The sequence below is a fragment of the Pseudobacter ginsenosidimutans genome (genome assembly GCF_007970185.1).
GTDB classification, from domain to species: Bacteria; Bacteroidota; Bacteroidia; order Chitinophagales; family Chitinophagaceae; genus Pseudobacter; species Pseudobacter ginsenosidimutans.
This window is the reverse complement of sequence record NZ_CP042431.1, coordinates 6,182,781-6,204,325: the sequence shown is the minus strand read 5'-3', so window position 1 is coordinate 6,204,325 and position 21,545 is coordinate 6,182,781. Positions and strand designations below refer to the sequence as shown.

At 47.1% G+C, this 21,545-nt stretch carries 18 protein-coding genes and 1 pseudogene; 13 read left to right on the top strand and 6 right to left on the bottom strand.

Annotation, left to right across the window (positions count from 1 at the left end; all coding sequences use genetic code 11):
* Nucleotides 1-71: 71 nt before the first annotated feature.
* From FSB84_RS24400 to FSB84_RS24375, 6 genes are all read left to right on the top strand, one after another.
* Nucleotides 72-662, top strand: a complete 591-nt coding sequence (locus FSB84_RS24400) for an RNA polymerase sigma factor (protein WP_158644102.1) — start codon at nt 72-74, stop codon at nt 660-662.
* Between the two features lie 64 nt (nt 663-726).
* Nucleotides 727-1,959 carry a FecR family protein gene (locus FSB84_RS24395; RefSeq protein WP_130540461.1) on the top strand — a complete coding sequence of 411 codons (1,233 nt, stop codon included), beginning with the start codon at nt 727-729 and terminating at the stop codon, nt 1,957-1,959.
* A 144-nt stretch (nt 1,960-2,103) separates the two neighbouring features.
* Complete coding sequence (locus FSB84_RS24390; RefSeq protein WP_130540460.1) at nt 2,104-5,580, top strand: TonB-dependent receptor; 3,477 nt, start codon at nt 2,104-2,106, stop codon at nt 5,578-5,580.
* A gap of 13 nt (nt 5,581-5,593) precedes the next feature.
* Nucleotides 5,594-7,030, top strand: a complete 1,437-nt coding sequence (locus tag FSB84_RS24385; protein ID WP_130540459.1) for a RagB/SusD family nutrient uptake outer membrane protein — start codon at nt 5,594-5,596, stop codon at nt 7,028-7,030.
* An 18-nt stretch (nt 7,031-7,048) separates the two neighbouring features.
* Nucleotides 7,049-7,831, top strand: coding sequence for a DUF4465 domain-containing protein (locus tag FSB84_RS24380; RefSeq protein ID WP_130540458.1), 783 nt, complete (start codon nt 7,049-7,051; stop codon nt 7,829-7,831).
* A gap of 12 nt (nt 7,832-7,843) precedes the next feature.
* On the top strand, nt 7,844-8,953 hold the full coding sequence (locus FSB84_RS24375) for a thioredoxin family protein (protein WP_130540457.1): 1,110 nt from the start codon (nt 7,844-7,846) through the stop codon (nt 8,951-8,953).
* A 30-nt stretch (nt 8,954-8,983) separates the two neighbouring features.
* On the opposite strand, the gene FSB84_RS24370 is transcribed toward FSB84_RS24375, so the two are convergent.
* Complete coding sequence (locus FSB84_RS24370) at nt 8,984-9,652, bottom strand: alpha/beta hydrolase (RefSeq protein WP_147122348.1); 669 nt, start codon at nt 9,650-9,652, stop codon at nt 8,984-8,986.
* Nucleotides 9,595-9,996, bottom strand: coding sequence for a hypothetical protein (locus tag FSB84_RS24365; RefSeq protein WP_147122347.1), 402 nt, complete (start codon nt 9,994-9,996; stop codon nt 9,595-9,597). The genes FSB84_RS24370 and FSB84_RS24365 overlap by 58 nt, the downstream gene beginning before the upstream one ends.
* Nucleotides 9,997-10,161: 165 nt before the next feature.
* Between FSB84_RS24365 and FSB84_RS24360 the strand changes: the two genes are divergently transcribed.
* The 5 genes from FSB84_RS24360 to FSB84_RS24340 all read left to right on the top strand — a co-directional run bounded on the left by FSB84_RS24360 (nt 10,162) and on the right by FSB84_RS24340 (nt 17,423).
* The gene (locus FSB84_RS24360; RefSeq protein WP_130540455.1) at nt 10,162-12,168 is read left to right on the top strand and encodes a histidine kinase; all 2,007 of its coding nucleotides are present in this window, start codon (nt 10,162-10,164) and stop codon (nt 12,166-12,168) included.
* 8 nt (nt 12,169-12,176) lie between these two features.
* The gene (locus FSB84_RS24355) at nt 12,177-12,923 is read left to right on the top strand and encodes a LytR/AlgR family response regulator transcription factor (RefSeq protein ID WP_207234220.1); all 747 of its coding nucleotides are present in this window, start codon (nt 12,177-12,179) and stop codon (nt 12,921-12,923) included.
* Between the two features lie 168 nt (nt 12,924-13,091).
* Nucleotides 13,092-15,890, top strand: a complete 2,799-nt coding sequence (locus FSB84_RS24350) for an ATP-binding protein (protein ID WP_158644101.1) — start codon at nt 13,092-13,094, stop codon at nt 15,888-15,890.
* 154 nt (nt 15,891-16,044) lie between these two features.
* Nucleotides 16,045-16,458: a hypothetical protein gene (locus FSB84_RS24345; RefSeq protein ID WP_130540453.1), complete on the top strand. Its 414-nt coding sequence runs from the start codon at nt 16,045-16,047 to the stop codon at nt 16,456-16,458.
* A gap of 5 nt (nt 16,459-16,463) precedes the next feature.
* Nucleotides 16,464-17,423 (top strand): cytochrome-c peroxidase, encoded by a 960-nt coding sequence (locus FSB84_RS24340; protein WP_130540452.1) that lies wholly within the window; start codon nt 16,464-16,466, stop codon nt 17,421-17,423.
* 119 nt (nt 17,424-17,542) lie between these two features.
* Here FSB84_RS24340 and FSB84_RS31235 read toward each other — a convergent pair.
* The 4 genes and pseudogenes from FSB84_RS31235 to FSB84_RS24320 all read right to left on the bottom strand — a co-directional run.
* Nucleotides 17,543-17,881, bottom strand: a pseudogene (locus tag FSB84_RS31235) (type IX secretion system membrane protein PorP/SprF); the annotation flags it as partial.
* Between the two features lie 77 nt (nt 17,882-17,958).
* Nucleotides 17,959-18,090, bottom strand: a complete 132-nt coding sequence (locus FSB84_RS31520; protein WP_262713772.1) for a hypothetical protein — start codon at nt 18,088-18,090, stop codon at nt 17,959-17,961.
* Nucleotides 18,091-18,210: 120 nt separating this feature from the next.
* On the bottom strand, nt 18,211-18,693 hold the full coding sequence (locus FSB84_RS24325; protein WP_130540450.1) for a hypothetical protein: 483 nt from the start codon (nt 18,691-18,693) through the stop codon (nt 18,211-18,213).
* A gap of 189 nt (nt 18,694-18,882) precedes the next feature.
* Complete coding sequence (locus FSB84_RS24320; protein ID WP_147122345.1) at nt 18,883-19,317, bottom strand: hypothetical protein; 435 nt, start codon at nt 19,315-19,317, stop codon at nt 18,883-18,885.
* 227 nt (nt 19,318-19,544) lie between these two features.
* Between FSB84_RS24320 and FSB84_RS24315 the strand changes: the two genes are divergently transcribed.
* Together FSB84_RS24315 and FSB84_RS24310 are read left to right on the top strand one after the other, a co-directional pair.
* On the top strand, nt 19,545-20,168 hold the full coding sequence (locus FSB84_RS24315; RefSeq protein WP_158644100.1) for an RNA polymerase sigma factor: 624 nt from the start codon (nt 19,545-19,547) through the stop codon (nt 20,166-20,168).
* Between the two features lie 113 nt (nt 20,169-20,281).
* Nucleotides 20,282-21,412 (top strand): FecR family protein, encoded by a 1,131-nt coding sequence (locus FSB84_RS24310; RefSeq protein ID WP_130540447.1) that lies wholly within the window; start codon nt 20,282-20,284, stop codon nt 21,410-21,412.
* The last annotated feature ends 133 nt before the right edge of the window (nt 21,413-21,545 follow it).

Below are 21,545 nucleotides of genomic sequence, written 5' to 3'. Positions count from 1 at the left end.
AGGTTGGCCCTTTTGTTTTTTTTGAATTCCATAATTATTCTACTATTGCAATACCAATCCCCTGCAACCCGTTGTTAACCGCTGAATCATACAACCACAAGCACCTGCTGGAACGGATAGCCCGTTCAGATCAACAGGCATTCACTGAATTATTCCATTTTTACCGGAACCGGGCTTACACTTATTCACTGGCGCTTGTTCAATCCTCGGAACTTGCCGAAGAAATAGTTCAGGAGGTTTTTCTCCAGCTCTGGATCAAAAGAGAACAGCTGCCTTCCATCGATAATATCGGAGCCTACCTGAATACGATGGTCAAACACAGGGCATTCAGGACATTGAAAAATATTGCGCGCTACAACAGTGTTCTCCATGAATCCGATCAGTCCGAATGGCATTTCAGCCAGCAGTTGCAGGAACTGGTGCAACAGAAAGAGTTTGCCACCATCATCAAAGAAGCGATTGCCGTTTTGCCTCCCCAGCAAAAGCAGGCCTGGCTGCTGAACCGGGAGCAACAGCTTCCCCGGATGAAAGTGGCCGAGATCATGGGCCTTTCGCCTGAGACAGTGAAAGTGCATCTTGCCCACGCGATGCGGTCTGTGAAAGCTTATTGCCAGGCGCGTATCGAGTTTGCCATCATCCTTCTTCTCCTCCTCGAAAAATAATTTACAGCAGTATTAACCCAACCTGTTCAGCTCAGGTCTCTTTACTGTATACCCATCTTGCCTTATGGATCAACACACACCATCGATAGAGTGGTTACTGGGCAGGTTTTTCAATGGAACTGCAACCGGATCTGAGCGTGCGGCGCTCTTTGAACTGTTGCAGCGTCCGGAGAACGACGCCATCCTGAAACAATGGATCGAAAAAGTGGAGCCTGCAAAACTGGAGGAGCAGTCGTTCCCTGAAGGAACGGCCGATGCAATGCTGCAGGCCATCTTTCGGGCCGGCGCAGGGCCTGCGTTATTACAGAAGGAAGAACCTGTAGTAAGGAAGATCAGGCCGCTATGGCGCTGGTATGCGGCGGCAATGGTGCTGGTATTGCTTGGAGCAGGTTTATGGTTTTTCTGGATTCCCGAACAGAAAAACGGAAATGGCAAAACAGCTTCAACAGAAAAAAGCAAACAGTCATTACAACCGATCCAGCCGGGTACGGACAAAGCAGTGCTGATCCTGGATAATGGAAGGGAAGTGGAGCTGGACAATAAGGGCAATCAATTGGTGGATGCAGGTTCCGGCGCCAGTGTATCCCGTAATAACGCGATGCTGGATTATACAGACCTGCACAGAACAGGAAAACTGGAAATGCCGGTTACATATCATACCCTGTCAACCCCCAAAGGCGGTCAATACCAGTTAACCTTATCCGATGGCTCACGCGTATGGCTGAATGCCGCCAGTGCAATCCGCTTCCCTGTGAGTTTTGCTGCAACAAGGGAAATAGAAGTGCAGGGCGAAGTGTATATCGAAGTGCAGCAGGATAAGAACAAACCCTTTATCGTCCGTACCAATGAAGCTGTGGTGCAGGTTTTGGGAACCAGTATCAACATCAATGCCTATACGAACGAAGAGGCATCGGCTGTAACACTGGTGAACGGATCGGTAAGAGTTCAGAAAGGAAATACACAGATCGCAGGTGGTGTTGTATTGAAGCCCGGGCAACAGGCGTTGCTGTATCCCGGATTGCAGAACAGGCAGATCCAGGTGAAAGCCGTGGATGTACAACAACAGATCGCCTGGAAAAATGGACAATTCAGTTTCAAGAGCACAGATATAGCTGCCCTGATGCGGCAGATGGAACGTTGGTACAATGTTGATGTGGTGTATCCGAAAGGCATTCCCGCCGACAGGTTCACCGGTAACATACCCCGGTCCGTAAACCTTAACCAGTTCCTCGAGATTCTCCGGTATAGCGACATAAAAGCTACAGTGGAAGGCAATTCAGTAATCATTAAACCTTAACAGGCATCTGCATAAAAAAGAAAGCCGGAAGTGAGGAAGCACTGCCGGCGGGCTTTGGCAGAACCTGCTATTTGCAAATGTGGACACAACTGCACCGCCAGTAATGGCGGATAGCGATTCTTTAACCAAAACTGAAGCAAAGGTATGCTTTTAAAAATTCCTGTTTTCCATTATTCCGCCAGGGGTAGTGGAATCACCAAAATGCTGCGGATCATGAAGCTGACTGCTTTTCTCATCCTCTTCTTTTGCCTTCATGGCTATGCCGAAAGCTATGGGCAGAAGGTTACGCTCGATGCCAGGAACGATGCGCTGGAAAAAGTGCTTTCCACCATCCAACAGCAAACGGGCACGCAATTCTTTTTCAATGAAAGATTATTGAAGAAGGCCAGGCCGGTTACGGTTTCCCTGAAAGATGCCAGCCTGATAGAAACCCTTAACAAGTGTTTCGAAGGACAGCCTTTCAGTTATACCATCGTGCAGAATACCGTGATCATAACGCATAAGCCGGATGCGCCGCCAAGATTGATCGTGATGCCCGAAGAACCAGCGCCCGAGCCCATCACAGGCATCGTTACCGGTCCGAATGGTAAACCCATGCCCGGTGTATCGGTGATGGTGAAAGGAGAAAAGAATGGAACGCTTACAGATCAGCAGGGCAGGTACTCACTGCAGACGGGTGATCACGCAAAAGTGCTGGTGTTCTCACATGTGGGCATGATCACCAAAGAAGTGCTCATTGGCAGCAGGAAAGCGATCAGCATTGCACTGGAAGAAGGCAATACCTCCGAGAATGAAATTGTAGTGATCGGATATGGGACCAGTAAGGCAAAAGATCTTACAGGCTCCGTTGCCCGTGTTACAGATAAAGACCTGGAAGGCGCTCCGCCACATGCCGATATGGCTGCCATGTTGCAGGGCAAGGCTGCCGGTGTGAACGTGATGGTGGCCAATGGCGCGCCCGGCGCACCCGTTGCCATCCAGATCAGGGGAACCTCTTCACTTAACGGCAATAACCAACCGCTTTGGGTGATCGATGGCATTCCCCAATACAATGTGAATGGTTCGGATATCGCTACCATCCTCTATGATTTCAATATCCGGGACGTGGAGTCCATCGATATCCTTAAAGACGCTTCTGCTACCGCTATCTACGGTTCGCGTGCCGCCAGCGGCGTTGTACTGGTCACCACCAAGAAAGGCTCCAAAACAAAAAGACCGGTGATCGAATTCTCTACGGATATCGGCATCCAGAAACAAAGCGATCAGTTCCGCATGCTCAATACAGATGAATTCAAGAGCGTGATCAAAAATGCCACCAGCAATTATTTCAGCACGCTCGGAACTGGTGTTACTACGGGCGGGATCTCGCTGGTGCTGGATTACGACAAGATAGTGCCCGGCGCTGAAGTGGATTATGCCTCCACGCCTTTCAAGTCCACCGCCTTCTTCGATGGCAGCACCAACTGGTGGAACGAATTATCGCAGGACGCCATCGAGTCCAAATACGATGTATCCATTCGCGGAGGCAACCAGGCATCCAACTACTATATCGCTGTTGGTGTAGTGGACCAACAGGGTATCATCAAAGGCAGTAACAGGAAGGGTTTCACAGGGCGCTTCAATTTCGATACACAGATCGGGGAGAAGATCAATACAGGCATCCGCGTCAGTGGCGCTTATTCGAAGCTGAACAACAAGGATGATATGATAGATAAGATCTGGAATTTCCGTCCTGATTTCCCGATGTTCGATGAATCCGGAAAGATCTTCGATCCGGGTTACAATGAAGAGAACCCGCTCACTTCTTTGAAGAATAAGAACCTGACCGACAGGAAAAGTGTCAATGCCATGGGCTATGTTGAATTCAAGCCCATCAGATCATTGACGCTGCGCAGCAGCTATTCTGTGAATTACAATAACAGTATTGCTGATCGTTTTAGTCGGGAAGGCACTGTATATACCAGTCATAAAGGACAGGCAACCATTCGCAACAGCGAAACCTCCACTACCGTTTTCGAAAATACGGCAACGTATAACGGAATGTTCAATAAGATCCATTCCCTTTCTGCTGTGGGTGGTTTCATTCTTGAAAATGCGATGTACAAGGATTTCTATGCAGGTGTTCAGAATTTTCCCGACCAGGATATCATGATCAACCTCACAAGTGGCACCACGCCGATGAAACCTACCTCTACCTATACTTCCAGCGCACTGGCTTCCGCCATTGCAAGGCTGAACTATAAGTTCGATAACAAGTATCTCGCCACTTTCACGTTCAGGAGTGATGGTTCCTCCAGGTTCGGTCCGGACAAAAGATGGGGTTTCTTTCCTTCCGGCGCACTGGCATGGGTGGCTTCCGAAGAGTCCTTCGTAAAGCAGCTCCTGCCCGCATTCTCTTATCTCAAACTGCGATCCTCTTTCGGTAAATCCGGTTCACAGGTATTGGGTAATGACGATTGGAGAACACTCTATTCTGCCGCGCAATATTACGAGCAGCCAGGTATGACGCCATCGCAGCTCGGTAATAACGATCTGCAATGGGAGACCACCATCTCACTCGATGGTGGTATCGATTTCGCGCTCAACAACGATCGTATCCGTGGTACCCTGGGCGCTTATGTGAAGGAAACGAAAGACATCATCTATACGCGAAGTATTCCATCCAGCAGCGCTTTCACAAGTGTAAAACAGAACGTGGCAAGCATCAGGAACAGGGGCGTTGAGTTCGATATCGCCTATGATTTGGTGAAAACTAAGAACACCACATTCACTGTTGGTTTCAACATAGCGCATAATCTGGCAAAGGCATTGAAGATAAACGGCGTGGATTCCGTGATCGAGATCTATTCCGGCAGTGCGCTGGCCATGCGGATCAAGGAAGGAGAACCGATCTCGCAATGGATCGGCTACCAGTGGAGTGGAAGGTACTACCAGTCGATGGAAGAATACAATCTGCTTTCAGGCATCAATCCCACTACCGGCGCCAAGATCTGGTACCAGAACGGGTTGAACAGCATCCGCCCCGGCGATCTCCGTTTTGATGATATCAACGGAGATGGAATTGTGGATTCGAAAGACCGTGTTCCACTCGGCAGCGCACAACCGAAATTCTTTGGCGGCTTCAATACCAATCTTCGCTACAAGAATTTCTCATTCACCACGCAGTTCTCATTTGCGTATGGGGCTAAACGTTACTGGTATACCAATGCAGCCAACTGGTATGGGGTAGGGCTTTTCCTGAAGAACTATCCTTCTTATGTACTGGATTCCTGGACGCCGGAAAACCGTGATGCGGCCTGGCCCAGGATGAGCTATGGACAAGGCTCTTCCAATACTTTCAGTGATTTCTGGCTGAGCCGTGCAGATTATTTGCGGCTGAACCTGGTGAGGGTGAATTACCGGATCCCGCAGCGTGTGGTGAAGCTGAAGGTCATCAGCGCCATCGATCTGTCAATAGCTGCTTCCAATCTCTTAACGCTGACCAACTATAATGGCATCGATCCACAGGGCAACTTCAGGCTCACCAATGGTGGCGGCGGTATTTCAGGAATCGGAAGTGATTATGGGATCTATCCTTCAGTGAAGACTTTCAATTTCGCGGCCAGAATTTCCTTCAACTAAACTTGCAGACAACATGAAAACTGTATATAAATATCTTCTGTTCGGACTGGTACTGGCCACCAGCGCCAGTTCCTGCAAAAAGTTCCTGAATGAGGAACCGCAATTCCTGCTTACGCCCGAAGGAGCGGTAACAGACGAGCCTTCTGCGCAGGCTGTGCTCAACGGTGCTTACTCACATATCGGAAAAGACGAATGGACCGTACGTTTCTCCAGCGGATTCTCATCCATGTTGGGCGTAGTGAACGCCAGCAGCAGCGCCTTCAATTTCAATATGACGGCCACCGGTGATAACCAGTTCCTCTGGCAGCAGTTTTACAAAACAGCCAATGGCGCCAATGCAGCACTGGCTGCCATCGAACCATTGTCCGAAGATGTTTTCGTTACGCCCGGGCGAAAAGTGGAAATGCTGGCCGAGGCCAGGGCGATCAGGGCCTTTGCTCACTTTTACACTTTTCTCTATTTCGGCAGGTGGTGGGATGCGCCTGAATCCAGGTACGGCATCATTTACAAAGACACACTCTCTGCACTCAATAATGTGTATGAGGCCAGGCTTACTGTAGGAGAGAGCTACACAAAGATCCTGGATGACCTGGATTTTGCCATCGAACATGCTCCCGATTACAAATCAGGCATTCGCGTGTCCCGTCAACTGGCGCAGGCGCTCAAAGCCAAGCTGCTGCTGTATCGTGGCAGACAGGAGGATTACCCTGAGGCATTGTCGCTGATCACCGGTGTGATCACCGGAGCACCGCAGTTTGGCCTGCAGCTGGAGCCTTCGCTGACAGACCTGTACAATAACAGTTGGGATTCAAAAGAATTGCTGTTCTGCAGGTACAGGGAGAAAACAGATGATGTGATCACGGCCTACAACTACACTTACGGATACAACTATGCGACGCTTGGCATTGAAGCGCTGGGCAAGACCTTCCTCGAAGGTGATCCCCGTTACCTCGAAGCCTGGGGAGACGTGAAATCGCCCATCACCAATAACAATACGTTCAAATGGGCGCCGAAGAAACTCGCCAGGAAAGGCCGCCAGGTAGGAGGCGATAACGATAAATACACTACTTACTTCCTGCGTCTCACCGAGCTCTATTTCCTGCAGGCGGAACTGCTGGAGAAAACAGGAAAGCCACTGGAAGAAGCCATCGAGCCCATCAACGTGATCAGGAGAAGATCTGAATTACTGGACACAACCATAACAGACAGGAATGAATTTTATCCCTTGTTGTTCAAAGAGCTTTTCAAAGAGATCCATATAGAGAACGAAGCCGACTGGATGGCATCGCTCCGGTTCATTGATGTGAATACCGGCAAAGCTTTCATCCATTCTTTCAGAAGTACTTTATCGCTGGATGAAAACCGCTTCATCTATCCGCTTCCTACATCTGAAATGAAATTCAATCCCAGGATTGAACAAAATCCCGGATACGAGGCGCTTGTATACTAATCCCGAAAAAAGAGAATTATGCACAAACAATTATTGATCCTATATGCGCTGGTGCTGCTGGTTACAGGCTGCAGCAAGAAAAATGAAAAAGCGAACACTGGGCCATTCTTCTATGCAACGGATATGTTGTTTGAAGACCTGCCGCTGGAACGCTTCAGTCAGAAAGTACCTGACCAGCCCATCAAAACCGGTCCGGCTACTTTCAGTATCGTAAAGAATGGGAGCGACTGGACCGGATTCGCTCTTTCCAATCGCAATTTCAGGAATTATGTAACGCAGGAAACCGAGCTGGACTCCACGAAGTTCAGTGTATATTCCGGTACTGCGGTACATGCCGGCGGCAATTTCCTGGTAGTGCATCCCGGCGATGATGGCGCTACCATCAGTTTCGACCGTGCGTTGACGGTAGATAAATTCCTGATTGCGCCCACCACCTTCCTCTACCAGGCCATGATGTATGCGCAGGGAACCACTGTTGGCGGCAAGCCCGTGAAAACATGGGCTACCGGCACAAGACTGCTCACCACCACAAAAAAGGATTATGTAAAAGTGATCATCAAAGGAATGAACGGCACCAAAGCAACTGGCGAAGTGAGTTTCCTGCTGGCAGACCGCTGGTCTGATGATGCCAATAAGAGAAGTTTTACAGTGAACGACTGGCTGCCGGTTTCACTGGAACAGCTCGGCGCAGTTACCAGTCTCATTTTCTATTTCGATTCTTCCGACAAGACCAATGATCTGATCAATACACCGGCGTATTTCTGTATCGATGGTATCCGTTTCAAAGAAAACATCTATTAACAACATTTGACTATGAAAAAGATATTTCAAATTTCCCTTTTCCTTTTGGCAATTGCTTCCACCCAGGCACAGAACCGTAAAGTGGACCTCAAAGAAAACCTTCCCTTCAAAGATGTGCTGGCAATGGCGAAGCAGCAGGATAAGCTCATCTTCCTGGACTTCGGATCGCTCACCTGCACGCCTTGCATGTATATCAAGAAATTGGTGCTGACCATCGACAGCGTGGCGGATTTCATCAATGAACGCTTTGTAAGTGTAGATTATAATGTAGGCGCCGAGAAGAAACGCCTGAGCGATCTCTATGGCGTGGACAGTGAGCCGGTATTGCTGATCCTTGACCAACAGGGAAAACTGATGCATCGCATGGTAGGAAAGATGAACAGCGAAGAGATCATGCAACGTTTCCGCCAGGGCCTGGATACAGAGAACAACCTTGCCGCCCAGGAGAAAAAATACGCAGCCGGTGACCGCGATCCGGCCTTCCTGTTGGCTTATCTCGAAACATTACGCATAGCAAAGTATACGGATAAGATGAATGCACTGGTGAAATCCGTACTTGCTGGTCCCCTGGAGCAATTGAAGGAAAAACCTTACTGGGAGCTGTTCGTAAAGTACAATGATGATCCCGTAAGCAGAGAAATGCTCTACGTTTTCGACAACCGCGAAGAGTTTTACAAACTGTTCACCAAAACGGTGGTGGAGAACAAGATCAATCGTCATTTTTCTGCTAAGGCCAGCTTTTACATTTTTGGACATAAGCCGCCATCCAAAGACACTGCCTTTTATAAAATGCTGAACTATCTCCGTAAAACTGATTACGAGAAAGCGTCGGAATGGTTGGCTTATCTCACACCTGCGGAATACAAATTCACCAAATGGGAGAGTATGGCCAAAGCCATCGACAATGCCATTTCCTTCAATATCCTGAAAGGGAAACAAAGGGAAATGTATATGAAGATGATGGCGGAGCAGATCCTGTGGTATTCAGACAGTAAAGCTGCATTGCCTTATGCCATCAAATGGATAGATACGCTGATGCCTGAGCTCACCAACCCAGATGTGAAGAAATCAGTTGCCGATACCAAAAAAAGAATTCAGAAAAAACTTGAGTCAAAGGGATAGTTCAGGAGTACAATTGTAAAAACCTTATTGTTAGTGTGCAGGCAAATATGTTTCAATAAATTGACGCATATCCTTATCTATCTGTTTCATTTCAGGAGCATCATTCCTTATTCCCATTAAAGTATGTAAGTGTCCCGGGAAACATCTGGCTATGACCGGGACACCTGCTGCTTTTAATTTTGCTGCATAGGCAATACCTTCATCGCGCAATACATCGAACTCTGCAGTGTAGATAATTGCAGGTGGAAGACCGGAGAAATCTTTCGCCAGTATCGGGAACATCCTGAAATCACTACTATCGACCCCAAAATTTGAGCTGTAATTTTCCGTTGCCCATAGTACCGCATTTTTAGTGAGTCCATAACCTGTAGCGTTTTCAGTCATGGATGGATAAAGGGAGTTGACCGGATTGGCCACAGCTGGGCATAACAGGCAGATCATTTTTATCTTTTTCTGCAATGCTTCTTTTGGGGCCAGCAAGCTCACTGCAGCAGCAAGATTGGCGCCAGAACTGGCTCCACTCAGTATTATCCTTGCTGTATCTCCGCCCATTTTCCCGGCATTTTCCAAAACCCATTTGAACGCATTATAGCTGTCATTCACCGCAACCGGGAAACGATGTTCCGGTGCTACACGGTAATCTACAGCAAATACAATGGCGCCGTACGTATTGGCCAGCTCATAACTCCAGTGATACATCCAGGGCTGCAGGGGTATACAAATGCGCCACCATGGAAGTCGACGATAACAGGCATTTTACCAACAGGATGATCAGGACGGAAAACAATAACAGGAATACTATCAGCGGTAATCCGGATACGCTGCATCTTTGATTCAGGAACAGGATTAAGATCTGGTGGAGATTGGTTTCGTCTAACGGCAACGGGCATGTCACGCTCTTGCTGTAATGACAGATCTGGCATAAAAGGCAATACTTTTTTTGCATTTGAATCCAGCTTGCCTGAAGTGCAGGCGGATTGTGTAAAGCCAGTTGATACACAACCCAGATATAGTAAGCAGGAAAGAATGATCTTTGTTTTCATACAATTGTTTTAAGCCTGGTTAAAGATGTACGATCTCTCCTAAAAATACCGGGACCCGGGCTATTTCATGCAGGGGGAGTGGTGAATGGCGGGATTTGTGAGTGGGTAACAGGATAGCTTGTACTAATATCCACTTTTTACTAATTTAACGCTTATTATTGAGGTATGGTAATAAGGCGCTTTCTTACCCTGTTAGCGGGATGGCTGGTTTGCATCCATTGCAGCGCCCAGACAGCCATTGTATTTAATGGACAACCGGCAAAGGAGCAGGCATTGAACATAACCGGACAGACATTTTTTTACGAGGACCTTTCAGGTGATACCCTGTCGTTTGCGGAAATCATAAAACAGCCATTCATTCCATTACCTGCAGAACGGCTGAAGCCTTTTATTGCCTCCCGGCCACTGATCGTAAACTGGCTGAAATTCAGGGTCAGCAATACCAGTGCTACAGACACTGTGAGCCTTGTATTCAACTGTAACTTCCACGCCTTTGTGCATCTGTATGAGGATAGCTCCAATGGAGTGGCAACAAGTTCTTTGGTTGCATTACGGGAAACATTGGCCAGGGAGCCCGACCAGCCGGTAGTAGTGCCGCCGGGAACAACCAATACTTATTATGTCCGTATCATCGAAAAGATAGAATACCTGATGCCGCTTGCAGCAGAGCTGTTCACTCCCGGTCTTTATCAGCAAATGACAATCAAAGGGAAAAATGATGGCAACTATCTGTTCCTGTTCATGAGCATGGCCACCGGCTGTTTATTGTTCATGACCATATTCGCTGCTTATCAGTATTGGCTGACAAAAGACAAAGCGTTCCTTTATTATGCAGCCTATGTACTCTGCGCTTCTGCTGTATGGCTGATCATTGCTGATCATAGATTCAATCTGCATCTCTTCGATGTTTACAAGGACCGGCCACATATACTGGTGAGCTCAGGGATCGCATTCTTCTATGCCTTGTTCATCGCCCATATACTGGAGCTTCCCCACCGGTTTCCCGGGCAATGGAAAATATTGAAAGCGCTGCTATGGCTTATCGTTTTAGAAACCCTGGTGGAAATATCCGACAATCTTTCCGGCCGGTTCCTGTTTTCGTCCAATCTGTATTACCTGCAACTGATGCATATCCCCAATCTGCTCATCAATGCATACCTGATCTGGTTGCTGGTAATAGTTAAAAGTCCTTTCAGAAAATATTTACTGGCCGGTATGCTGAGCTTGTTCCTCTTCCTTTTCGTCATAAGCCGTTTCGTTTTTTCCATTTCCGGTCTTTCTCCACAGATAACGGCTTTCGTGAATTTTCCACCATTCTGGGGAATACTTGGAGTGGTAGCGGAAGCCATTTGCTTTGCCCTTGCGCTGGCTTACCGGAGTAAAAGAATACAGGACGAAAAAAACAAACTGCAGGAAGGGTATACCAACCAGCTCAAAACAGAACTGGAAAAACAGGCCAGTGAAATGGAGCAGCAGCACCGTTTATTGGAACACCAGAAACTCCACCAGATGGAAACTGCCTTTGAAAAAAAACTGGCAGAAACAGAGATGATCGCATTAAGAGCTCAGATGAACCCTCATTTCATTTTCAATTGCCTCAACTCAATCAAACTTTACACCCTTGAAAACGATTCGGAAACAGCTTCCAGCTATCTCACCACTTTTTCCAGGTTGATAAGGCTGGTACTGGATAATTCCCGTTCAGAAAAAGTGACGCTCCAAAACGAAATTGAAACCATCAGGCTTTATATTGAACTGGAAGTAATGCGGTTCAAGAATAAAGTCAGCTATGATATCAGGATTGATGAAAACATAGACACTGCCTATATTGAAATTCCACCATTACTTTTACAACCCTATATAGAAAACGCCATCTGGCATGGATTGATGCACAAAGAGGAGGGAGGGAAAGTGATCATCACGCTTTCGCAGCCCCATGGTCAAAGCCTCCATGCAGAGATCGTCGATAATGGGATCGGGCGGGAAATGGCAGCATTGTATAAAAGCAAATCAATCATAAAGCACAAATCATTCGGAGTAAAGATGACCAATGAACGGCTCCAGATAATAAATCAGTTGTATAATATCCAGGCCAGGATCGAAATCACAGACCTTAAGAACAATCATGGTATCGGTTGTGGAACAAAAGTGAGCATCGATATCCCTATTTAACAGATTGTATGTTGAAAGCGATTATCATAGACGATGAACCAGATAATGTAAAGCTATTGGCTTTACAGCTCAGGAGATATTGTCCGGAAGTGGACATTGTAGCCACTTCCACACAAAGCAGAGATGGTCTTGCCAAAGTACAGGAATACAGGCCTGATATCGTTTTTCTTGACATCGAAATGCCGGTAATGAATGGTTTTGAACTGCTGGAAGCTGTAGGTAACCTTAATTTCCATGTAATATTTGTGACCGCCTACAACCAGTTTGCCGTAAAGGCTTTCAGGTTCAGCGCACTGGATTACCTGCTGAAACCGATTGATACCCAAGAATTGAAAGATGCAGTGCAAAAAGCCGGGACCCAACCATTGCCACATGCGCGGCAAATTGAGCTCTTGAAAAAACAATTGCATAACGGTCCAAAATATTTGCCTGAAAAGATCGCATTGCCCTATCAGAATGGCGTGTCCTTTACTGAGCTGGCCAATATCCTTTATTGCGAAGCAAAGGATAATTATACCATTTTTCATGTAAAAGACGGGAAACAACATATTGCCGCCAAAACATTGAGAACTATACAGGAAATACTGGAAGAGCGTAATTTTCTCCGGGTGCACCGCCAATACCTCGTAAACCTGGACCAGATCATAAAGTATGTAAAAGGAGAATCTGCCTACCTGGTGATGTCCGATCAAAAAAACATACCGGTTTCGCGTAGCCAGAAAGATAAATTAATGGAGAGATTTGGATGGCTATAAGTTTATTTATCGATATAAAAACATTTCATAACTTAACGATCCATGTGCCATTCCATCAGATCGTTATTGGTTCTTACCGCATTCTTGTTCATAACGGGCTTACTCGCAGGGCAACAGAGCACTGTTGTTCTTAACCTGGAATCAACGGGAAGCAGTAACCGAATTGCTTTGCATGCCCATCTCTGGTTGTTCCATACCGGCGATAGTGCAGCCTGGGCAATGCCTGGCTGCAATGAGCATGACTGGGATACCCTGCGGGTCAATTTCGGGAATGACAGGCTACCCGGTAACTGGGCCGGATTTGGATGGTTCAGGCTTTGGGTTAAAAAGAACAGTTTAACGGCCACCAATACCTGGGGCCTTTACCTCAACCACGATGCTGCTTCTGAAGTTTATTTTGATGGGAAGAAAATTGCTGCATTCGGACAATTGGGTTATTCAAAAAAGGAGATGGTTGCGGTTCGTATGCCGTTCACCGTTACACCGGTTGCCATTACCGATACACTTCCACACCTGATTGCCATCAGGTACAGTAATTATCTGGGCTATTTTCCCGACTTCATCGGTTTTGAAGCATGGATGGGTGATATGCAATTGTACAATGCCACCATGATGGGCAACCAGCGCTTTTATGATTCGCTGTTACTGAGCGGAGCGGCACAGATAGTACTCATTCTGGTACATCTGTTATTATTCCTTTTTTATCCAAAAAACAAACTGAACCTCTACTACTGTGCGTTTGTGATTTCCTGCTTCGCCGCACTGTATTCGAGATACCTGACCATCACCACGCCTGCCCCTGCGCTACAGGTAGCAGCTTATAAAGTATTTGCCGCTGCTGTTGTTTTGATCCCTTTTACCGGCGCATTACTGCTCTACAGCATCAGTTGTGGCAAAATACCCAAACGGCGGGCAGGGCTGCTCTCCATCTTTACCGCAGGCTATATTGGTTTCCTGCTGCTCCGGTGGAACATTAGCCTTATAAGCGTTAACGGGCCGATGAACAGGCTGGCAAACCTTTTTACTGTGCTGGCATTTGCTGATGGTCTGTTGGAGGTTTTTAAAGCCATAAGAAGAGGCAACAAACGATTATGGCTGATCGCTATTGGTATGGGCATTGTAGGACTATCAAGCGTGATTGTGGGATCAAACGTTTTCGGATGGTTCACCTTTCAGCAGGTAATGACCACGATGGCCGCTGCAACACTGATCATTCCTGTTATTTTTTCCATTTACCTGGCAATGGATGTAAGCTATACTACCAGGAACCTGCAAACGCAACTGGCAGACAATAAAGAACTGGCTGCCCGGAACCTTGCCCAGGAGCAGGAGAAAACAAGATTGCTGGGTGAACAGGCTGAGCAACTGGAAAAAACTGTGCTCGAACGTACTGCACAAGTGCGGGAGCAGGCAGCGCGCCTGCAGGAAATGGATGAAGCCAAATCCCGTTTCTTCGTCAACCTCACCCATGAATTCAAGACCCCGCTTACACTGATCATCAATCCTGCCAAAGAACTATTGCAACAGGCCGATACGGACCTTACCAAACAATATGCCGGATTTATTTTACAGAACAGCGAGCGCCTTTTGGAGCTCATTAATCAATTATTGGACCTGAGCCGGCTCGAAAACGGACTGATGGACATCAATACAACCGATGCCGAAGTGGTACGATGGCTGGATACCCACGTTCAGCAATATGCATCACTGGCAGAGCAGAAAAAGATCCGACTCCAATTCAGGCACGATATTGCGCAGCTTTGGATAAAAACCGATCTGGACAAACTGGAGAAGATCGTTCAGAACCTGGTGTCCAATGCTATCAAATTCAGTGATGCCGGCGGGTCTGTGATCGTTTCATTCAGCCAAAAAGAAAAAAACCGGCTGGAAATTTCAGTGGAAGATAATGGCATTGGCATTCCATATGCAAAGCAGCCCTACGTGTTTGACAGGTTTTACCAGGCGGGGGTCTCTGGTATCAGGTCGAGAGAAGGCACAGGTATCGGACTGGCGCTGGCCAAAGAAATGACCCTGCTGCTGGGCGGAACCATATCCGTAAAAAGCGACGAAAAGGAAGGCTCTGTTTTCACCATATTACTTCCTTATGCAGAAGGAGCACCTGCAACTACCGTCATTAAGAATGAGGCCCATTTTTCAGCAGTTACTCCAATACCAGCAACCCAAACAATCACAGAACCTGCAGACGAAAGCCGCCCAACGGTATTAGTGATAGAAGATAATGACAACCTGCGTTATTTTATTCGCCACTCACTGGGAGAAGCCTACCATGTTTTATTGGCTGAAGATGGTGAAGCCGGTATTGCGGCTGCCTTTGAACAGGTACCTGACCTTGTTCTAACTGACCTGATGATGCCGCTGAAAGATGGTTACCAGGTTTGCGATATGCTGAAAAACGATATTCGTACCAGCCATGTGCCGGTGATCATGCTCACCGCCAAAACCGATCAGGACAGCAAAATACAAGGCATTGAAACCGGCGCTGACGCTTACCTGGGCAAGCCATTTGATAAACAGGAGCTGCTGGCCGTGATAGAACAGCTTATCCGAACACGCAGGCTGCTGAAAGAAAAATACGGCAAAGACAATCTTTGGCTAACGGAGGCCTCTGCGCTTCCCACTATTGAAAAAGTGTTTCTTGACCAGGTGCGGGAGGCAATTGAAACAAATATAGACGATCTTCAATTAGGTCCTGAACAGCTTGGCAGGGAGATAGGATTAAGCCGTACCCAATTGCACCGTAAGCTGAAAAGCCTTATAGACCAAAGTCCCGGCGAACTGATACGCACCATTCGCATGAAAAGAGCTTATGAACTATTGCAAAACAAAGTGGCCACAGTGGCCGAAGTTTGTTACCTGGTAGGCTATTCCAATCCTGCTAATTTCTCCACCAGCTTTTCCAAACATTTTGGATTTCCGCCCAGCGAAGCCGCAAAGCGAAAGACCTAAACGGCCCGCGCAAGCTGCATCATACTATTCTTCGGCCTGTGATTTCTGATTTTCCCCAGGCTTTTGCAACAAATTCAAATGAATTCACAACCAGCGCAAAAGCCCTCTTTTTGTTCGTTGTTTAGCTTTGATCTGAACATTAAAACAACGAACAATGAGCACTCGATCCTGCGCTTTTACCAACAATGACCTGCTGGTAAGTTTCTGTAAAAAATACATGCTTTTGCTTTTATTGCCTGCTGTATTATCCTGCGGAAATACCCGGCATCAGCACGAACTGGCCGGCCGGTGGCAACTAAAATTCAAGGATGGCAGCAAAGTGCTGGCTGTTTTCAGGAAAGATGGAACACACGATTTTTTTGTGAACGGAAAGCTCTTTTCCAGCGGAAAGTCCTCCTTCCGAAACGATACCCTGCGGGCATCCGACCCCATCTGTAAGGCAGATTATTATGCTACTTACAAAATTGATTTCATTACGGCGGATTCTATCAGGTTCAAAGCTGTGGAAGACAGTTGCGCACCACGCAAACGTGATATGGATGGTACCAGTCTGACACGTGTAAAATAGCTGTTATGAAAAAAGGAATGATCATCCTGGGCCTATTGGTGACGGCAATAGCGCTATCGGACTGCTTTCAGGGATCGGAAAAGAAAGGGCCTCTTACTGCAATTTCCCTGGGTAAAGCATTGTTCTCCGACCCGGTTTTGTCATCAGATCGAAAGATCAGTTGTGCAACTTGCCACAAACCAGCATTTGCCTTTGCAGATACCAGTGTTGTAAGCCTGGGCGTAATGGGCCGGAAAGGCGTACGGAATACGCCATCAGCGATGAATGTTTCACTGGCAGCCAGTTTCTTCTGGGATGGGAGGGCGGCCACTCTGGAAGAACAGGCGCTGATCCCTATTGCCAATCCCAATGAAATGAACCTGCCCGTGGATAGCGCCGTTAACCGCTTGTGCAATATTCCATTTTACCAAAACGCTTTCAGGAAAGTATATGGCAGAAAGCCGGATGCCCAATCGATGGCCCATGCCCTGGCAGCTTTTCAACGCTCGATGGAAACCAATGACGCACCATTTGACGACTGGCGGATGAACGATAACACCAATGCAGTGAGCGAATCTGTAAAGCGCGGTTTTGCTTTGTTCAACGGCCAGGCAAATTGCGTGCAATGTCATTTCGGGGCAGACTTCAGTAATACGGAATTCAGGAATATCGGTTTGTTCGATAATATAACACTAAAAGACAGTGGCCGGGCCGCCATCTCCGGGGATATCACCGATCTCGGCAAATTCAAAATAGGTCCTTTGCGGAATGTGGCGCTGACAGCACCTTATATGCACAATGGCATGTTTAGAACCCTGCGGGAAGTAATAGATTATTATAACGATCCCGACAAAGTGGTTCCTCATCCGGTTAACCGGGACTCATTATTATCCAGGCCCCTAAACCTTAGCGAACAAGATAAAACTGACCTGGAGAATTTTTTGAGATCATTGACGAGTAACCAGCTCCTGAAAGGAATGGATTGAACCGGCAGCCACCACCAACTCATCCTGGGGCCCACCCTTTGCTTGTCTTTCAGGAATTTGAACCCGATACAGAATTCATGGCTGCCCCTGAAATAGGAAGAAATATTTTTGCTGATGTCCAAATCGTACAGGTAGCCAACCTTGAGGTTATTGGTGATATCCAGTCCCAATCCCAGTCCGAATGTATCATTGAACCGGCAGGAAGCGCCCTCCCTGAAGATATTCTGGTAGCGGATTTTCACATTCAGATCATAGCGGGCTGGATTAGTGAAATCGGATTTGTAGATGCCGGAGAGCCAGAAGCCGGAACCTTCTTAATCTAACGGATACATATATCCCAGCGATACCAGCATATGTTGTTGCAGTGTGGATTCGCCTTCATCACCTTTGATGAATTTTGATTTCAATAATTGCATCATCGATACGCCGGCAAAGAATCGTTTGCCGTTCAGGAGCAGGTCTGCATTCAGGTCCGGCGATAATACATTTTGGCCAGCAGGGGATAGAGGTCCCTGTTGTGGAAATATTGTCCTGATTACTGCACATGTTCTTTCGCTTTGAGCGTGGCAGTGGCCGCCGCCTGGAAGTCCTGTTTTTTGAATTCGATCTCAGCCAGCCAGATGAATGAAGTGGCGGCAAGGCTATTGTCTTTTTTCGCAATGGCCATATTGATGCAAGCATTCACCAGGGAATAGCTGCTTCATATTTCCCGCGAAGGAATTGATTATAGCCCTGATAGCCTTTTACAACAGCCAGCCAGAACTGGTAATTCTTTTCAGTACAATAGTCATAAAGGCGGGTGAGGTAATGATCGGAAGAATCGATCTTGCCCAGCTCCCTGAAGCTGAAGGCCATATTGCAGAGCGCATGTATAATAAATGGCGCTGTTGTAATCTTTAAAGCAGAAATGTGAATTACCGATCTCGAAAAGGACCTTCGTTTTTTCAGGATACTGTTCATCGATGCTGACTTCGGCGAGCAGCCGCTCCAGTTTTTTGTACTCGTCCAATGCCAGTTCGTATTCATTGGTACTGGCCCAGTAGTATTCAGCCAGTACCGTTCTGGCTTTCAATTCCACTTCCAGCGCGGCATCATGATGTTGTTGGGCAACGCGGAGAATGGGCTTTGTAATGCTGAAGGCGCCGGCAGTATCCCGGTGACCATACACGGCTTCTCCGATCCTCCAGAGACTGTCGCATCTTGCAGAGTATGTCTTGTTCAGGAGATATTCATACTGCGCCTGCGTAGCATTGCACAGGAGAAATAACAACCCGGCAAAGAACAAGGTAAAACGAGGAGGCGGGATATTGTGATGTTCAGGCGCTGCACAACGCTAAGATAGCGTATTAGCCTGAAGGAATTTTCTCACCATTTCTTTATTCCGGTAAATTATATAGACTTGCCACATCACTGTATTTCATATTCGCAAGGTGTGCCGTTGGCATTCCCCCGGGAATGATCACATACCTGAACTGGTGCTGGGTTGCGATAGAGGTATAAATATTATGATCGTTGGTGAAGCGGATTCTGATATTGCCGGGAGTAACAAGAGCTTCCCATATGTCCACCTGATGCCCCCTTGCATATAGGTAATGGAAATCGGTAACTGGCTTACCTGGTTGGTGGGCCATACAGCAGGATTATATCCTAACAGTTTGCCATATACGAGCACAGAGCCGCTGTCAAGGATCTTTTGCGTAATAGCAGGCACAGGCTTATTGTATTTGAATCCCCAGACACCGAAGACAGTATCTTTGATATAGGGCGTAGGTGTGAACCATTCGGAAAAGAATACATTGGCGGTACCGGCAGGGCCTGTATCGCCTTTTTTGCAACTGCTGCCCATGGTCAGCACTAAAGAGGTCAGCAGAACGAAGTAGATGACAGGTTTCATAATTACACTATTTTAGGAAACAAAATTCAAACGCTTACTCATATCATCCGGCTCCATTGAGCCATTGACAGCATTGAATGAGCAGCAGGTAATCACCAACCGTAAGTGGAATTGACCATTTCAGGATAAAATGGTAGCAATGAAATTTGTATCCTGCCAGGGTTGATTGGTTTTGTTTTGAAAATTTTATATAGTTTGCAGAAATTGCCGTCACTATTACCAATCCCTTGCCGATCCGTCAACCATACGATGAAAAAGAACTGCTTACTCTTATTGCAGAAGAAGATGAAAAAGCCTTCGAGACTATTTTTCTCCAATACGGCGATCTGATCCACGCTCATACCCTTACCATCACCAAATCACATATTGTTGCCAAAGACCTGGTACAGGATGTATTCCTGCGTGTATGGCTGTACCGGGATAAACTACCGGAGATCCGCGATTTCCGCACCTGGTTACTACGCATCGCCTACAACAGGTGTTTCCATTTTTTGCGGCAGCAAAAAGTGCAACAGTCAGGGCTGGACACTTATGCCGCCAAATATGGTATCACTGGCGAAACGGATAATTCCGCTGATAGTCCAAATATGCTCAGTTTGCAGAGCCTGGTGCAGCAGGCGATTGCCGATATGACGCCGCAGCAACAGAAGATCTACAGATTGAGCAGGGAAGAAGGGCTGAAGATCCCCGAGATCGCGGAAAGGCTTGGATTGTCTGCCAGTACCGTCAAGAACACACTGGTACGCGCATTGCAGGCGCTCCGGAACTCCATTGAAAAATCCCACTATAGCTCCTGGATGTTGCTGATCTGGAAGACCGCCGAAATATTTTTTGATCCTGATAGGTCCTGAATGTTCAGTTGCGGGTCTGTGTATAAAAGGGCTTTGGTGTAATTCATTAACCAGGCTTAAAATATTATGCATTGAACCAGTTTGAACGAATACAATATTTAGCGGAAAGGGTAATGCAACAGGAGGCCAGCCAGGCTGAACTGGAAGAATTGTCTGGCATCCTGGACATGGAAAACGATAATACTGTACAATTTCTGGAGCAGCTGGTAGAGGCGAAGATGCCTGTTGATCGTATCCCGTTATCGGGAGAGGAGATCAGGCAGATGAGTGCGGCTATCTTACAAATTGATAAACCCGGTGATACTCTTGTTGTGAAGATGCCACGCAGATCAATCCTGCGGAGATGGTGGGTGGCGGCTTCTGTGATCATATTGCTGGGCATCGCAACTTATTTGTGGATAAATGATAAAGCTACCAGTCCGGTTTCCGTAGTAAAGGATCAAACGCCCATTCAGCCCGGCAGATCCGGCGCTATCCTCACACTGGCTGATGGTTCTGAGCTGTTACTGGATAGTGTTGGTAACGGTGTGATTGCAACGGAAAAAGGATCACAGGCTTTAATTCAGGACGGTAGACTGGCTTACAAACCTTCTGGTGAAAAGAATACGGAAATAGTGTACAATACCATGAGTACACCGCGGGGCAGACAATTTCGGTTGTCCCTTCCGGATGGTACGCAGGTATGGCTGAACTCGGCCAGTTCTATACGATACCCAACAACGTTTGCAGGCACAGATAGAAAAGTGGAAATAACCGGGGAGGTCTATTTTGAAGTGGCTCAAAAAGCCAGCCAGCCTTTCTTTGTAAAAGCCGGTGACAGGGCAGAAGTGCAGGTGCTGGGCACGCAGTTCAACGTGAACGCGTATGATAATGAAACTGCATTGAGCACTACATTGCTGGAGGGGGCTGTAAAAGTGAACGGCGCCATGATCAAGCCTGGTCAGCAGGCGAAGGTATTGAACGATGGCCCGGTTGGAGCTGTTCAGGTAGCGTATACAGATATCAACAAAGTGATGGCCTGGAAGAATGGCCGCTTCAATTTCGAAGGCGCCAATATTGAAGAAATAATGAGACAAATAGAAAGATGGTATGATGTGGAAGTAAAATACGAGGGAAAGAAACCACGTGTTGAGTTTGAAGGACAAATGACGATGGATGTTTCCCTGAACGGATTGATCGTATTGATGGAAAAGGCCGGTATTCATCTTCATCTTAACGGCAGAACACTCACTGTACTTCCTTAGAGGTATCAATCATACACCTGTCATATGAAAAAAGCAGGGCCGGGCGCTTGCCGGCCAGGGAGTTTTTTGCATCGTTAAATACTCCGCCAGGACCTTATCCCATTTTTTTAATTACCGGGTTCTATCCCAAACC

Bases quoted from the DNA above. Each gene is read 5' to 3' on its own strand.
- FSB84_RS24395 (WP_130540461.1), top strand. From the start codon at position 727: ATGGATCAACACACACCATCGATAGAGTGGTTACTGGGCAGGTTTTTC.
- FSB84_RS24390 (WP_130540460.1), top strand. From the start codon at position 2,104: ATGCTTTTAAAAATTCCTGTTTTCCATTATTCCGCCAGGGGTAGTGGA.
- FSB84_RS24385 (WP_130540459.1), top strand. From the start codon at position 5,594: ATGAAAACTGTATATAAATATCTTCTGTTCGGACTGGTACTGGCCACC.
- FSB84_RS24380 (WP_130540458.1), top strand. From the start codon at position 7,049: ATGCACAAACAATTATTGATCCTATATGCGCTGGTGCTGCTGGTTACA.
- FSB84_RS24375 (WP_130540457.1), top strand. From the start codon at position 7,844: ATGAAAAAGATATTTCAAATTTCCCTTTTCCTTTTGGCAATTGCTTCC.
- FSB84_RS24370 (WP_147122348.1), bottom strand. From the start codon at position 9,652: ATGTATCACTGGAGTTATGAGCTGGCCAATACGTACGGCGCCATTGTA.
- FSB84_RS24365 (WP_147122347.1), bottom strand. From the start codon at position 9,996: ATGAAAACAAAGATCATTCTTTCCTGCTTACTATATCTGGGTTGTGTA.
- FSB84_RS24360 (WP_130540455.1), top strand. From the start codon at position 10,162: ATGGTAATAAGGCGCTTTCTTACCCTGTTAGCGGGATGGCTGGTTTGC.
- FSB84_RS24355 (WP_207234220.1), top strand. From the start codon at position 12,177: ATGTTGAAAGCGATTATCATAGACGATGAACCAGATAATGTAAAGCTA.
- FSB84_RS24345 (WP_130540453.1), top strand. From the start codon at position 16,045: ATGAGCACTCGATCCTGCGCTTTTACCAACAATGACCTGCTGGTAAGT.
- FSB84_RS24340 (WP_130540452.1), top strand. From the start codon at position 16,464: ATGAAAAAAGGAATGATCATCCTGGGCCTATTGGTGACGGCAATAGCG.
- FSB84_RS31520 (WP_262713772.1), bottom strand. From the start codon at position 18,090: ATGGCCATTGCGAAAAAAGACAATAGCCTTGCCGCCACTTCATTCATC.
- FSB84_RS24320 (WP_147122345.1), bottom strand. From the start codon at position 19,317: ATGAAACCTGTCATCTACTTCGTTCTGCTGACCTCTTTAGTGCTGACC.
- FSB84_RS24310 (WP_130540447.1), top strand. From the start codon at position 20,282: ATGCAACAGGAGGCCAGCCAGGCTGAACTGGAAGAATTGTCTGGCATC.